Here is a 14,300-nt window from a genome sequence, read left to right on the forward strand (position 1 = left end):
GCCGGTCGCACCTCAACTCCCGCCACGAGGAGCCCGCATGGGTCACCGCCCCGCCCTCGCCGTCCTGGACATCCTCCGCGACGAGGGCGTGGACCGCGTCTTCGGCAACCCGGGCACCACCGAACTCCCCTTCCTGGCCGCACTCGCACAAACGGAGGAGGCCCCCGAGTACGTCCTCGGCGTCCACGAAGGCTCGGTCGTGGCCATGGCCGACGGCTACGCCAGGGCCACCCGCCGCCCCGCCTTCGTCAGCCTCCACATCGCGGCCGGCCTCGCCAACGGTCTCATCGGCCTCCTCAACGCCCGCCGCTCCCGCACCCCTCTCGTCGTCACAGCAGGCCAACAGGACCGCCGCCACCTCCAGCAGGACCCCATGCTCTCCGGCGACCTGATCGGCCTCGCGACGCCCGCCGTGAAGGCGACGTACGACATCCAGCACGCCCGGGACCTCCCCCTGGCCCTGCGCCGGGCCTTCGCCCTCGCCCGACGGCCGCCCGCAGGCCCGGTGTTCCTCTCCCTCCCCATGGACCTCCTCCAGGAGGACGTGGAACTGGAGATACCACCCCGCACGCCCACACCCCCGCTCGGCCCGGCCCCCGGCATCGAACGCGCCGCAGTGCTCCTGGGCTCGGCCGCCCGCCCGGCGATCGTCGCCGGTGACGCGGTGGCCCGTGAGGACGCCCTCGGCGCACTCGTCCGCACGGCGGAGGCCTGCGGAGCCGTGGTCCACCACCAGCCCATGGCGGACGCCCTCGACTTCCCCACCTCACACCCCCTGTACGCGGGCATGCTCCCGCCCCGCCACGACGCGGTCCGCGCCGCCCTCGCGCCGTACGACACCGTCCTGATCGCCGGCGCCCACGCCTTCACCCCCCACCACTACACCCCGGGCCCCGCCCTGCCTCCCGGTCTGACCGTCCTCCAACTCGACTCCGACCCGGACGAGATCGGCCGTAACTTCCCCGCCGACACGGGCCTCGTCGGCGCCCTCGCCCCCTCCCTGCACCGCCTGGCGGACCTGCTCCGCGACCGCGTACCCGAACACACCGCGAAGGCCCGCATCCTCCGCGCCGGCGAACACCACGCCACCGAACGCGACCGCGCGGAGTCCGCGGCCCGCGCCGCCTACTCCCCGGCCCCGCTGGCACCTTGGGCCGCAGCCCACGCCGTGGCGAGTGGTCTGCCACCGGACGCCGTGGTCGTGGAGGAGGCCATCACCGTCGGTCTCCTGCTCCGCCGGCACGTACACCTGGAAAACCCCGGCAGCTACACCCACACCGTCGGTGGCGGCCTCGGCTGGGGCATCGGCGCCGCCGTGGGCCGGTCCCTCGCCGAACCGGACCGCCCCGTCGTCGCCGTCCTGGGCGACGGCGGCACCCTCTTCGGCCTCCAGGGCCTGTGGAGCGCGGCCCGCCAGAACACCCCCGTCCTGTTCGTCGTGATGAACAACGGCGTCTACCGCACCCTCCAGGACACCTACAAGGCGATGGGAGTCGAAGGCACCTGCCCCGGCACCGAACTGGGCCCGCTGGACTTCACCCAGGCCGCCCGCTTCTTCGGCGTCGAGGCGGTTCGCGCCGAGAGCGCCGACCACTTGCGGGAACTGGTGGCCGGCGCGAGCGACCTCACCGGGCCGCTGCTCGTCGACGTACCACTGCGGCTCTAGCCGAAGTCCGCGCCCCCGCACCGGACCGACCCGGGACGTGTCAGGAGCCTCCGCCCACCTCTGGCGTCCACTCCCGCAGTTCCTCCTTGAGGGACCGCTGAAAGGTCGTCAACAGGGCCTGCACGACCAGGGGTTCCATGTGCGCGGACAGTGACTTCACGTCCTGCGCGTCGCGTTGGGCCACCTCGCCCCGGAAGAGCTGCGACAACTCGTGCGCGGCGGCCCGGGAGTGCTCGATGAGCACCTTGCGCGAGGCCAGGATCGCCTCCAGCGACAGCGGGACGTCGAGCAGTCCGACACCGAGCCGGAGCAGGCCCAGGTCCACGCGGTAGCCGTCGCCGTCCCGCCGTACGACGTCCATCGCGGCGAGCCGTTCCAGGTCGTCGTCGCTCAGCGCCCGTCCCGCCCGCCGCCGGAGCTCCTCGCGCGTCACCAGCTCCACGACGTCCGGGGCCCAGGAGGCCACCACGGCCCGGTGGATCGCGAGGTCATGGGGGCTCAGATCGGTCGGCAGCTGCTGCAGGTAGCGTTCGATCGCCGCCAGGGTCATCCCCTGGTGCTGGAGCTCCTCGATCAGCGCGAGGCGGTCGAGGTGCTCGCGGCCGTAGTGACCGACCCGCCGCGGACCGATCACCGGCGGCGGCAGCAGCCCTCGCGTGCCGTAAAAACGGACGGTGCGGACCGTGACCCCCGCCCGCGCGGCCAGCTCGTCGACGGTGAGGGTCGGCTCCTCGGCGTCGGTTGGGGTGTCGGTCGTCATGTGGAGCAGTATCGCTGTCTCACCATTGCTGTGACACCTGTTGCTGTGACGCCTGTTCCGACCACCTTCGAGACCTCTGCCTCTGTGACGTCCGCCACCGTGTGCGGGACTGCCTCCCGGGAAGGCGAGCCCTCGGCCTGTGCCCGTCAGCGAAGAGGTACGGGCCGACGCACGTCCGGAAACCCGAGCGAGAGCTGCCGGGGCGCACCAGAGAGTGGAACCACCTGTGAGCAAGGACGCCGTGCAATCGGCACAGGCCGCCGCCCGCACCGACGCGGCCCGGGTGCCCGCCGACGCGGGCGACGCCGGCTACAGCAAGGACCTCAAGGCCCGCCACGTCAACATGATCGCCATCGGCGGCGCCATCGGCACGGGCCTCTTCCTGGGCGCCGGAGGACGCCTCCACACCGCGGGCCCGGCGCTGGCGCTGGCCTACCTGGTCTGCGGCGTCTTCGCGTTCTTCGTCGTCCGTGCCCTGGGCGAGCTGGTCCTCTACCGGCCGTCCTCGGGCTCCTTCGTGTCGTACGCGCGCGAGTTCCTCGGCGAGAAGGGGGCCTACGTCGCGGGCTGGATGTACTTCCTGAACTGGTCGACGACCGGCATCGCCGACATCACCGCGATCGCGCTCTACACGCACTACTGGAGCCTGTTCACCGACATCCCCCAGTGGACGCTGGCCCTGATCGCGCTGGCCGTGGTCCTCGCCGTGAACCTGATCTCGGTGAAGATCTTCGGCGAGATGGAGTTCTGGTTCGCGATCATCAAGGTCGCCACGCTCGTCGGCTTCATGCTGATCGGCATCTTCCTGCTGGCCACTCAGCACGAGGTGGGCGACGGGACACCCGGCCCGAGTGTGATCACCGACAACGGCGGCGTCCTCCCGCACGGCGTGATGCCGGTCGTCCTCGTCATGCAGGGCGTGATCTTCGCGTACGCCGCGCTGGAGCTGGTCGGGGTCGCGGCGGGGGAGACGGCGGAACCGGAGAAGGTCGTCCCGCGCGCCGTGAACTCGATCATGTGGCGGGTGGGCCTGTTCTACGTCGGCTCGGTCGTCCTCCTGGCCCTGCTCCTGCCGGGTTCGGTCTACTCGGCCGACGAGAGCCCCTTCGTCACGGTCCTGTCGAAGATCGGGCTCCCGGCGGCCGGTGACGTGATGAACCTGGTGGTCCTGACCGCGGCGATGTCCTCGTTGAACTCCGGCCTGTACTCCACCGGCCGCATCCTGCGCTCCATGGCGACGGCGGGCTCGGCCCCGAAGTTCACGGCCCGCATGAACCGCAGCCAGGTCCCCTACGGCGGCATCCTGCTCACCTGCGCGGTCTGCGTCCTCGGCGTCGGCCTGAACTACCTCATGCCGAGCCAGGCCTTCGAGATCGTGCTGAACGTGGCCTCCCTGGGCGTCATCAGCACCTGGGTGATCATCATGATCTGCCACCTCGTCTTCGTCCGCCGCGCCCGGGCGGGCCTGGTCACCCGCCCCTCCTTCCGCCTGCCCTTCAGCCCGGCCACGGAGATCACCACGATCGCCTTCCTCCTGGCCTGCCTGGGCATGATGGCGAACGACCCCGAGGTCGGCCGCCGGACGCTCCTGCTGATCCCGGTGATCGCAGCACTCCTGGTCGGCGGCTGGTTCGGCATCCGCCGCAGGGTCGCCCGCACGACGGACCGCGAACTGACCGACCTCACGGACTGACGAGACGCCCTTGTCAGTGGCGCCCTCTACGGTGGCGTCATGGGGGAGATCACGTACATCCGAGGCGACGCCACCGCTCCGTCGGTGAAGGGCACCAAGCTGATCGCGCACGTCTGCAACGACCTCGGGGGCTGGGGCAAGGGCTTCGTCGTCGCGGTGTCACGCAGATGGCCCGAGCCGGAGGCCGCCTACCGCGCCTGGCACCGGGGGCGGGCGTCGAACGACTTCGGGCTGGGCGCCGTGCAGTTCGTGCAGGTCGAGCCGTATGTCTGGGTGGCCAACATGGTCGGACAGCGGGGGATGCGGAGCGGCAGCAAGGGCGTCCCGGTCCGCTACGAGGCGATCGACGTGGCTCTGGGCCGCCTGGCCGACAAGGCGTTGGAACTCAACGCGTCCGTGCACATGCCACGGATAGGGTGCGGACTCGCCGGCGGAAAGTGGTCCCGCGTGGAGCCGCTGATCAACGAGCGGCTGGTGAAGCGGGGTGTCGCCGTCACCGTCCACGACCACGGTGAGGCCTGAGGCGAGCCGGGACATCGAGGTGCTCGCGCCCGGCGGGGCCGGGGTGGACACCATCGGACAGCGCGGCTCGCCGGAACCCCGGGCCCTACTCGCCGTGCTCGTGCACGTCGTTCGTCGCCGCGATCTTCTTCCACGACTTCGGCTGTACGGAGGCGTCCGCGGCCTCCCCGGCCTTCGCGATCGACGCGCCCCGCGCCGCCGGTGCCCCCGGCTTCGACGGCTGGAACAGCCACGTGTCGAACAGCGCCGCCAGCGGCTGCCCGGACACCTCCTCGGCGTACCGCTGGAAGTCGGCGACGGACGCGTTGCCGTACGCGTACTTCTGCGGCCAGCCCTTCAGCACGGTGAAGAAGGCCTCGTCGCCGATCTCGTTCCGCAGCGCCTGCAGGGCCAGCGCACCCCGGTCGTAGACGGCGATGTCGAACTGGTTCTCCGGCCCGGGATCGCCCGGCTTCACCGTCCAGAACGTGTCGTCGGCCGGATGCGAGGCGTACACGTAGTCGGCGAGTTCCTGAGCCGTCCCCTCGCCCTCGTGCTCGGACCACAGCCACTGCGCGTACCGGGCGAAGCCCTCGTTGACCCAGATGTCCTTCCAGCCGCGCACGGACACGAGGTCGCCGTACCACTGGTGGGCCAACTCGTGCACGACGACCGAGGTGTTGGAGCCGTTCGCGAACTGCCGCGGGCTGTAGAACGGCCGGGTCTGCGTCTCCAGCGCGTACCCGGTAGTGGTGTTCGGCACATATCCGCCGAGCGCGTTGAAGGGATACGGCCCGAAGTACCCGCTCAGCCAGTCGGCGATCTCCCCGGTCCGTTCGACGCTGGCCCGCGCCGCGCCGTAGTTGGCCCCGAGGTCCTTGCTGTAGGCGTTGACGACCGGAATCCCGCCGTCGGTCGTCCCGGTCGTGATGTCGAACTTCCCGACGGCCAGGGTCGCGAGATAGGTGGCCTGCGGCTTGTCGGAGCGCCAGGTGTAGCGCGTCCAGCCGAGGCGTGAACTCGTCGACTGGAGCGTTCCGTTGGAGATGGCCTGGCTGCCGTCCGGCACCAGGACCGACACGTCGTAGGTGGCCTTGTCGAGCGGGTGGTCGTTGCTCGGGAACCACCACCAGGCCGACTCGGGCTCGTTCGCCCCGACCCCGCCGTCGGGAGTGCGGTGCCAGCTGGTGAAGCCGTACGCCTGCTTGGACGACGGCACCCCGCTGTAACGGACCACCACGGTCACGGAAGTGCCCTTGGCCAGGGGTGACTTCGGCGTGATCTCCAGCTCGTGCTCGCCGGAGGTCGTGAACGACGCCTTGGCCCCGTTGACCCGCACCTCGCTCACGTCGAGCAGAAAGTCCAGATCGAAGCGGGACAGATCCTGCGTGGTGCGCGCGAGAAGGGTCGCCGTTCCCTCCAACTCGTCCGTCGCCGGCTGGTACTTCAGCCGCAGGTCGTAGTGGGAGACGTCGTATCCGCCGTTGCCGTAGGCCGGGTAGTAGGGGTCGCCGATACCCGGTGCGCCGGGGGAGGAGCCCGCCGCCGATGCCGGGATCGCCAGCATCAGGGAGGCCGTCGCGAGTGCGCCCGGTGCGATGAGTCTGCGGTGCACGAAAGCTCCAAGTGGTAGGGGCACGAGGTCTGTTCGCAGCCTATTCACCACCTGTGAGCTGGATGTGTCCACGGACCCCCGTGTCACACGATCGCCATTCGGCCGTCATGGTCTCAAGGGGCCCTCTTTTGCACGGGAGTTGACCGCTGTACCGTCCGCGCATGTCGATACGCACGCGCTTCATGATCTGGAGACCGCTCGCGACAGCCGCCGCGGCCACCGCCGCCCTGCTGGCGACCTTCCTCGTGCCCGCGACCGCACACGCACAGGAGCGGACGGCCCCGCGAGAGAGCCAACCGGTCTACTCGTACGGCAACGCCGTCCGCGAGGCCGTCTGGGTGGACACCCGGCTCGACGGCGACGGTGACGGAAAGACCGACCGCGTCGCCGTCGACATCGTCCGGCCCCGCGAACCCGCCCAACAGGGCCGCAAGGTCCCGGTCATCATGGACGCCAGCCCCTACTACTCCTGCTGCGGACGCGGCAACGAGAGCCAGCTGAAGACGTACGACGCCCAGGGCGACGTCGTCCAGATGCCGCTGTTCTACGACAACTACTTCGTGCCCCGCGGCTACGCCTTCGTCGGGGTCGACCTCGCCGGCACCAACCGCTCAGACGGCTGCGTGGACGTGGGCGGCCGCTCCGACATCCAGTCCGCCAAGGCGGTGGTCGACTGGCTGAACGGCCGGGCCACCGCCTACACCAGCCGCACGGGCACAGCGAAGGCCAAGGCCGGCTGGACCAACGGCAGAACCGGCATGATCGGCAAGAGCTGGGACGGCACCATCGCCAACGGCGTCGCCGCCACCGGGGTCGAGGGGCTGAAGACGATCGTCCCGATCAGCGCCATCTCCACCTGGTACGACTACTACTTCTCCCAGGGCGCCCCGCTCTACGACTCCGGCCCCGACTGGCTCTCCGACTACGTCGACAGCCCCGACGCCCGCGCCAGGTGCGCCGCCGTCCAGCAGAAGCTCGTCGACCAGGCGCCCCGCACCGGCGACCGGACCCCGCTGTGGACCGAGCGCGACTACGTGAAGGACGCCCGCAAGGTCAAGGCCAGCGTCTTCGCGATCCACGGTATGCAGGACCTCAACGTCCGCCTCCAGCACCTCGGTCCGTGGTGGGACGCCCTCGCGAAGAACGGCGTCGAGCGCAAGATCTGGCTCTCCCAGACCGGCCACGTCGACCCCTTCGACTTCCGCCGCGCGCACTGGGTCGACACCCTGCACCGCTGGTTCGACCACGAACTCCTCGGCTACGACAACGGCATCGACCGCGAACCGATGGCCGACATCGAGCGCCACCCCGACCAGTGGGTCACCTCGAAGACCTGGCCCCCGCGCGGCACGGCGACCACGACCCTGCGCCCCTCGAAGGGTTCCCAGCCCGGCGTCGGCACTCTCGGCCTGACCAAGGCCAAGGGCACCGAGACCTTCACCGACGACCCCGCGCTGAGCGAGACCGACTGGGCCGCCCGGATCGACACGTCGACCCCCGACAAGGCGGGCTTCACCACCGGAACCCTCACCAAGGGCCTCCGCCTGTCCGGCTCCTCCAAGGTCACCGTGACGGCGAGCCCGACCACCACCACGGCCCATCTCTCCGCCGTACTCGTGGATCTCGGCCCCGACACCATCCGCGACTACGCGGCCGCGGGCGAAGGCATCGCCACCCTCACCGACCGCACCTGCTGGGGTGTCAGCACGTCGGGTGACAGCGCCTGCTTCAAGCGGACGCAGGCGAAGACCACCGCCGTCGACTACACGGTCGTCAGCCGTGGCTGGGCCGACCTCGGCAATTACGCCGACCCCGGAAAGGGCGTCCCGCTCACCCCGGGCAAGGCGTACACCATCACCCTGGACCTCGGCGCCACGGACCATGTCGTCCCGGCGGGCCACCGCCTCGCCCTGATCGTCGCGGGCACCGACAAGGACCTCATCGACCCGCCGTCCACCAAGCCCACCCTCACGATCGACCTCTCCCGCACCTCGGCCCGCGTCCCGCTGGTCGGCGGCACCGCCGCCTTCGCCCATGCCACGAAGGGCGCCGAGACCGCCGTACCGGAGGCGACAGCGGCCCTTGACGGAGTCCGGGCCCCGCGCACCGCCCACCGTGTTCCGGAGGGAGGATGACGATCCGAACCGTCACCGTGAGCACGGCGGCCCTGGTCGCCTCCCTGGTCGCGATTCCGGCCGAAGCCACCGAGGCCCCGCCCCGCACCGGCTTCGAACAGTCGAACGGCGCCCGCTGGACGAGCGAGTCCGAGGAGCAGGACTTCCTCACCGAGGTCGACCGGGCGAGCAGCCGGGTCACCCTCAGCCGCATCGGTACGACGAAACAGGGCCGCCCCCTCCACCTCGTCCAGGTCGGCGCACGTCACGCCACCGACAAGGTCCTCCTCGTGTGCAGTCAGCACGGCGACGAGCCCTCCGGGCGCGAGAGCTGTCTCACCCAGGTCCGCGACCTGGCGTACGCGAAGGACGCCGGCACCCGGCGCTTCCTCGACCGCACCACCGTGCTGGTCGTGCCCACCGCCAACCCGGACGGCCGGGCCGCCGACACCCGTGGCAACAGTGACGGCGTCGACATCAACCGCGACCACCTCGCCCTCGCCACCGCCGAGGCCCGCGCCATGGCGAAGGTCGTCCGCGACCGGCAACCGGACGTGATCTACGACCTGCACGAGTACTCCGCCACACCGCGGTACTACGACAAGGACCTCTTCGACCTCTGGCCCCGCAACCTCAACACCGACCAGGCCGTCCACGACGAGGCCGAGACCCTGTCCCAGGCGTACGTACGCCCCGCCGCCCAGCGGGCCGGCTACACGACCGGCACGTACGGCATCTGGACCGACCCGGTCACCGGCGACCCGGTCAAGCAGGTCGCCGGTGACGGCCAGGAGCGCATTTTGCGCAACATGTCGGGTGTCAAGCACGCGATCGGCCTGCTGATCGAGAGCAGAGTCGAACCGCTGGGGGACAGCGACGAGGCGGGCAACAACCGACGCCGGGTGAACTCCCAACTGGCCGCTCTGAAGGGCCTGTTCCGTTTCGCCGACGACCGTCGCCGCCAGATCGAGAAGGCCACCACCGAGGCCCGCCACAAGCCCTCCACCGGCCCCCTCTACCTCGGCGGCGCCGACAACGACCCGCCCGAACCGGCCGAGGTGATCCAGGACCCGCCCTGCGGCTACCGGCTCACCGACGCCCAGTACCTGGAGTGGAAGGACGAACTCGCCCTGCACGGGGTGCGGACGAAGGGCAGCTACGTCCCGCTCCGCCAACCCCTGCGCGCCCTCGTCCCGCTGCTCCTCGACGAACGCGCGCCGTACCACCTCACGGTCGGGGAGCCCGACACCGGCTGCTGAAGCGGTTCCCATCTGTGGCACCTGTGGTAGGTCCTGGGGAACTGTGTGAAAACAGGCGTATCCACCGCCCCAGGGGAAGGTGCCGCAGATGACGGAAGACCTGAAGAAGAGAGGTGGCCGGGAAGACCCCGCGGGGACTCTCGGCCGCCAGACCGACCGGGTGGTGTTCGGAGTCACCGCCGCCATCACCCTGGCGTTCGTGATCTGGGGCTGGGCGGCGACGGACTCACTGGAGGACGTCTCCACCTCCATGCTCAACGGGCTGATCCACAACGGCGGCTGGGCCTTCATGCTGGCCGCCTCGTGTTTCGTGGTGTTCGCCCTGTGGCTCGCGATGAGCCGCTACGGCCGTATCCACCTGGGCGCCGAGGGCGAGGAACCCGAGTTCAAGACCGTGTCCTGGGTCGCGATGATGTTCAGCGCCGGCATGGGCATCGGCCTGATGTTCTACGGAGTCAGCGAGCCGCTCTCGCACTACACGACCCCGCCTCCGGGCACGAGTCCCGCCAACTCCGGCGAACGCATGGAGACGGCGATGGCCACCACCCTGTTCCACTGGACCCTGCACCCGTGGGCGATCTACGCGGTGGTCGGCCTGGGCATCGCCTACAGCACCTTCCGCAAGCGCAGGCGCCAGACGATCAGCGCCGTGTTCACCCCGCTCATCGGGGAAAGGCACGCGAACGGCGGCGTGGGCCGGGTGATCGACATCCTCGCGATCATCGCCACCGTCTTCGGCTCCGCGGCCTCTCTCGGTCTCGGTGCCCTCCAGATCGGCTCCGGCTTCCAGGAGCTGGACTGGATGGACGACGTCAGCACCGGTCTGCTCGTCGCGATCATCGCCGTGCTGACCCTGGCCTTCGTGCTCTCGGCCGTCTCCGGCATCGAGCGGGGCATCCAGTGGCTGTCCAACATCAACATGGTGCTCGCCCTGATCCTCGCGGTCTTCGTGTTCATCGCCGGACCCACCATCATCGTGCTCGACCTGCTGCCCACCTCGGTCTTCTCCTACCTCGGCGATCTGCCCCAGCTCGCCGGACGCACCGAGGCCAGCGGCGGCAAGGGCGTCGCTGACTGGCTCGGCAGCTGGACCGTCTTCTACTGGGCCTGGTGGATCTCCTGGACGCCCTTCGTCGGCATGTTCATCGCCCGCATCAGCCGCGGCCGCACCATCCGGCAGTTCGTCGGCGGTGTCATCCTCGTGCCCAGCACGGTCAGCCTGGTCTGGTTCGCGATCTTCGGCGGTACGGCCATGAAGCTGAAGGAGGGCGGCGCGCTCGGCGGCGAGTCGACTCCGGAGGGCCAACTCTTCGGCGTACTCCAGGAGTTCCCCATCGCCACCGCCACCAGCCTGCTGGTGATGATCCTGGTCGGCATCTTCTTCGTCTCGGGAGCCGACGCCGCGTCCATCGTGATGGGCACGCTCTCCCAGCGGGGAGCCCTCGAACCCGGGCGATTCGTCGTCGTGTTCTGGGGTGTGGTCACCGGAGCGGTCGCCGCCATCATGCTGCTCGTCGGCAGCGGCCAGGGCGACGCGCTCACCGGCCTGCAGAACCTCACGATCCTGGCCGCCGCTCCCTTCGTGCTGGTGATGATCGGCATGTGCGTCGCCCTCATGCGCGACCTGCGCCGGGATCCGTTGATCGTGCGCGGCGAGATGGGCTCCGAGGCCGTCGAACTCGCCGTGATCGAGGGCCACAGGAAGTACGACGGCGACTTCGGGATCCAGATCGGCCCGGGCCCCGGCACCGAGACGGAGGGCGACCCGCTGGGCCACGACCACAGCTGAGTACGGCACCTGTCGGGAGGAGGACACACCCTCTCCGACCGGTCCTCCTCCGACCTGCGCACGCCGCTCACGCCGGGCCGCGCCTCCCGGCGTGAGCGGAATGACACATGCCGTGCTCAGACCGGCCCAAAGCCGGGAATACTCTCACCATGTCTGCCGCATACGCGACCTTCGGCCTGGCACCGGCGATGCGTGCCGGTGGAGTCCTCGCCAACGGTGACTTTCAGATACACCGGGACTTCGTGGACTTCCTCGTCGACGGCCGCCCGCTCCTCTTCCAGCTCTCCGACCTCGACGCCGTCTCCCCGCTCGCCTCCGACGTCCCACCCGCGATCTTCACCGCCCAGGTCCGCAGCTTCCTGGGCGAGACGGACGCCCCGCTTCCGAGCGGTCGTCACGTCATCTACGGCTGCCCCGAGTGCGAGGACCTCGCCTGTGGAGCCGTCACCGCGGTCATCGAGCGGGACGGCGACGACTTCATCTGGCGGGACTTCGCCTGGCAGACCGAGGAGGCCGTGGACCTCCAGCTCAACGGCTACCACGGCATCGGGCCGTTCCGCTTCCAGGGCGCCGAGTACCGTGCGGCGCTCGACTCCCTGCTCCGAGGCGGCGCCGAACCGGAGGGCGCCCGCCGCCGCGTCCTGCTCATCGGCGCCCGCGTCGCCGTCCTCGCCAAGCTGGCCGCCGCCCTGCGCACCATCGGCATCGGCGCCGACATCACCCGTGAGGTGGGCGCCGTCCACGCCGACGAACTGCGCGGTTACGGCGCGGTCGCCTTCGGCCGCGCGGTCACCGAGGAGGAACGTACCGCCGTACGCCACTCCTTCGAACGTGCGGGCGTCGACGTGACCTACGTCGACGGCCTCGCCCCGATCGTCCCGCTGCTCGTGGCCCAGATCGAGCACGCCCTGGACCGCAGCCCCGTCGAACGGCGCCGGCTGACCCGGCTGGTCGCCGCCGACGGCGAGGCGGCCGTCGAGGTCACCTCACCGTGCCGGGTGCGCCTGACGGCGTACCGCCTCGACCGGCTGTACCGCGCCCACGCCCACGAGGTCTTCGACGGCGTCCTGGAAGCGGGCCGGCACCGAATCGCCCTGGACGCCAAGGCGGTGAAGGGAGAATCGTTCGTGGTGGCGCGGACCTCGGGAAGTGTCCTGGTGGAGGCGATGGCCCGCTGAGAATCGAAGCGCCGGGCATCCGCCGCGGCCGTTAGGATCGACGGTCTGATGACTGCCACCCTCGTCGCCAAGAACCTCGCCGCCGGCCACGGCGACCGCTCCCTGTTCAGCGGGCTCGACCTCGTCGTCGCGCCCGGAGATGTGATCGGCCTGGTCGGGGCCAACGGCGCGGGCAAGTCCACGCTGCTCAGGATGCTCGCGGGCCTGGTCACGCCGGAGGAGGGGGAGCTCAGGCTCTCCCCGCCGACGGCGTCCGTGGGGCACCTCCCGCAGGAACCCGAGCGGCGCCCGGGCGAGACCGTACGGGAGTTCCTCGCCCGCCGTACCGGAGTGGCCGAGGCCCAGCGGGTGATGGACGAGGCGACCCAGGCCCTGGTCGACGGGGCACCGGGAGCGGACGACGCGTACGCCACCAGCCTGGAGCGCTGGCTGGACCTCGGCGGCGCCGACCTCGACGAACGCGCCGAGGAGGTCGCCGACTCCCTGGGCCTCGCGGTCGACCTGGACCTGCCGATGACGTCCCTGTCGGGCGGCCAGGCGGCACGAGCGGGCCTCGCCTCCCTCCTGCTCTCCCGCTACGACGTCTTCCTCCTCGACGAGCCGACCAACGACCTCGACCTGGACGGCCTGGAGCGCCTCGAGCGGTTCGTGAAGGGCCTGCGCGCCGGCACCGTGGTCGTCAGCCACGACCGCGAGTTCCTCACCCGCACCGTCACCAAGGTCCTCGAACTCGACCTGGCCCAGCAGCAGATCACCCTCTACGGCGGCGGTTACGAGGCCTACCTGGAGGAACGGGAGGTGGCCCGGCGGCACGCCCGGGACGACTACGAGGAGTACGCCGACAAGCGGGCCGCCCTCCAGGACCGGGCGCAGATGCAGCGCTCGTGGATGGACAAGGGCGTGAAGAACGCGCGCCGCAAGGCGAACAACGACAACGACAAGATCGGCCGTAAGTTCCGCAGCGAGGCCAGCGAGAAGCAGGCCGCGAAGGCCCGCCAGACCCAGCGGATGATCGAGCGCCTCGACGCCGTCGACGAGCCGCGCAAGGAGTGGGACCTGCGGATGGAGATCGCGTCGGCCCCGCGCTCGGGCGCGGTCGTCGCGACGCTGCGGGACGCCGAGGTCCGCCACGGCGACTTCGTCCTCGGCCCGGTGTCCCTCCAGATCGACTGGGCGGACCGGGTGGCGGTCACCGGCGCGAACGGCGCCGGCAAGTCCACGTTGCTCGGCGCCCTGCTGGGCCGGGTGCCGCTGACCTCCGGCCAGTCCTCCCTGGGCTCCGGCGTCCTGATCGGCGAGGTCGACCAGGCCCGCGAGCTCTTCCACGGCGAGGAGTCCCTGCTGGACGCCTTCTGCGCGGCGGTCCCCGACACGGAACCGGCGGAGGTGCGCACCCTCCTGGCCAAGTTCGGCCTGAAGTCCGACCACGTCCTGCGCTCGGCGGCGACGCTGTCCCCCGGCGAACGTACGAGGGCGGCCCTGGCGTTGCTCCAGGGCCGGGGCGTCAACCTCCTGGTCCTGGACGAGCCGACGAACCACCTGGACCTGCCGGCCATCGAACAGCTGGAGTCGGCACTGGACGCCTACGAGGGCACCCTGCTGCTGGTCACCCACGACCGCAGAATGCTGGACGCGGTGAGGGTGAACCGCCGACTGGAGCTCTCATCGGGCAAGGTGACTGAAGCGCCCTGAAGGGGCGCGGGGAACTGCGCGCCCAGCCACAGC

General features: G+C 70.5%; 10 protein-coding genes. 8 read left to right on the plus strand and 2 right to left on the minus strand.

Annotation, left to right across the window (positions count from 1 at the left end; all coding sequences use genetic code 11):
- Positions 1 to 37 precede the first annotated feature (37 nt).
- A complete protein-coding gene (locus AQJ46_RS34970) occupies positions 38 to 1,666 on the plus strand; it encodes a thiamine pyrophosphate-binding protein (protein ID WP_059209369.1) in 1,629 nt (542 codons plus the stop codon).
- A 40-nt stretch (positions 1,667 to 1,706) separates the two neighbouring features.
- Here AQJ46_RS34970 and AQJ46_RS34975 read toward each other — a convergent pair whose 3' ends face one another.
- A complete protein-coding gene (locus tag AQJ46_RS34975) occupies positions 1,707 to 2,426 on the minus strand; it encodes a MerR family transcriptional regulator (protein WP_059209370.1) in 720 nt (239 codons plus the stop codon).
- A gap of 226 nt (positions 2,427 to 2,652) precedes the next feature.
- On the opposite strand from AQJ46_RS34975, the gene AQJ46_RS34980 reads away from it, so the two are divergent.
- Positions 2,653 to 4,119, plus strand: a complete 1,467-nt coding sequence (locus AQJ46_RS34980; protein ID WP_059209371.1) for an amino acid permease — start codon at positions 2,653 to 2,655, stop codon at positions 4,117 to 4,119.
- Positions 4,120 to 4,158: 39 nt separating this feature from the next.
- Positions 4,159 to 4,641, plus strand: coding sequence for a macro domain-containing protein (locus tag AQJ46_RS34985; protein ID WP_059209372.1), 483 nt, complete (start codon positions 4,159 to 4,161; stop codon positions 4,639 to 4,641).
- A gap of 85 nt (positions 4,642 to 4,726) precedes the next feature.
- Here AQJ46_RS34985 and AQJ46_RS34990 read toward each other — a convergent pair whose 3' ends face one another.
- Positions 4,727 to 6,235, minus strand: coding sequence for a M1 family metallopeptidase (locus tag AQJ46_RS34990; RefSeq protein ID WP_059209373.1), 1,509 nt, complete (start codon positions 6,233 to 6,235; stop codon positions 4,727 to 4,729).
- A gap of 161 nt (positions 6,236 to 6,396) precedes the next feature.
- Between AQJ46_RS34990 and AQJ46_RS34995 the strand changes: the two genes are divergently transcribed.
- The 5 genes from AQJ46_RS34995 (at position 6,397) to AQJ46_RS35015 (ending at position 14,267) form a co-directional block, all read left to right on the plus strand.
- Complete coding sequence (locus AQJ46_RS34995; protein ID WP_059209374.1) at positions 6,397 to 8,370, plus strand: Xaa-Pro dipeptidyl-peptidase; 1,974 nt, start codon at positions 6,397 to 6,399, stop codon at positions 8,368 to 8,370.
- On the plus strand, positions 8,367 to 9,608 hold the full coding sequence (locus tag AQJ46_RS35000; protein WP_059209375.1) for a M14 family metallopeptidase: 1,242 nt from the start codon (positions 8,367 to 8,369) through the stop codon (positions 9,606 to 9,608). The genes AQJ46_RS34995 and AQJ46_RS35000 overlap by 4 nt, the downstream gene beginning before the upstream one ends.
- 88 nt (positions 9,609 to 9,696) lie before the next feature.
- The gene (locus AQJ46_RS35005; protein ID WP_059209376.1) at positions 9,697 to 11,397 is read left to right on the plus strand and encodes a BCCT family transporter; all 1,701 of its coding nucleotides are present in this window, start codon (positions 9,697 to 9,699) and stop codon (positions 11,395 to 11,397) included.
- Between the two features lie 149 nt (positions 11,398 to 11,546).
- Positions 11,547 to 12,575 (plus strand): hypothetical protein, encoded by a 1,029-nt coding sequence (locus AQJ46_RS35010; protein WP_059209377.1) that lies wholly within the window; start codon positions 11,547 to 11,549, stop codon positions 12,573 to 12,575.
- Positions 12,576 to 12,623: 48 nt separating this feature from the next.
- Positions 12,624 to 14,267 carry an ABC-F family ATP-binding cassette domain-containing protein gene (locus AQJ46_RS35015; protein ID WP_059209378.1) on the plus strand — a complete coding sequence of 548 codons (1,644 nt, stop codon included), beginning with the start codon at positions 12,624 to 12,626 and terminating at the stop codon, positions 14,265 to 14,267.
- Positions 14,268 to 14,300: the final 33 nt, after the last annotated feature.

It is taken from the genome of Streptomyces canus (assembly GCF_001514145.1).
Classification (GTDB): Bacteria; Actinomycetota; Actinomycetes; order Streptomycetales; family Streptomycetaceae; genus Streptomyces; species Streptomyces canus.

What these genes read in the sequence shown, in the direction of transcription:
- AQJ46_RS34970 (WP_059209369.1), top strand. Translation starts at nt 38, where the DNA reads ATGGGTCACCGCCCCGCCCTCGCCGTCCTGGACATCCTCCGCGACGAG.
- AQJ46_RS35010 (WP_059209377.1), top strand. Translation starts at nt 11,547, where the DNA reads ATGTCTGCCGCATACGCGACCTTCGGCCTGGCACCGGCGATGCGTGCC.
- AQJ46_RS34995 (WP_059209374.1), top strand. Translation starts at nt 6,397, where the DNA reads ATGTCGATACGCACGCGCTTCATGATCTGGAGACCGCTCGCGACAGCC.
- AQJ46_RS34975 (WP_059209370.1), bottom strand. Translation starts at nt 2,426, where the DNA reads ATGACGACCGACACCCCAACCGACGCCGAGGAGCCGACCCTCACCGTC.
- AQJ46_RS35000 (WP_059209375.1), top strand. Translation starts at nt 8,367, where the DNA reads ATGACGATCCGAACCGTCACCGTGAGCACGGCGGCCCTGGTCGCCTCC.
- AQJ46_RS35015 (WP_059209378.1), top strand. Translation starts at nt 12,624, where the DNA reads ATGACTGCCACCCTCGTCGCCAAGAACCTCGCCGCCGGCCACGGCGAC.
- AQJ46_RS34985 (WP_059209372.1), top strand. Translation starts at nt 4,159, where the DNA reads ATGGGGGAGATCACGTACATCCGAGGCGACGCCACCGCTCCGTCGGTG.
- AQJ46_RS35005 (WP_059209376.1), top strand. Translation starts at nt 9,697, where the DNA reads ATGACGGAAGACCTGAAGAAGAGAGGTGGCCGGGAAGACCCCGCGGGG.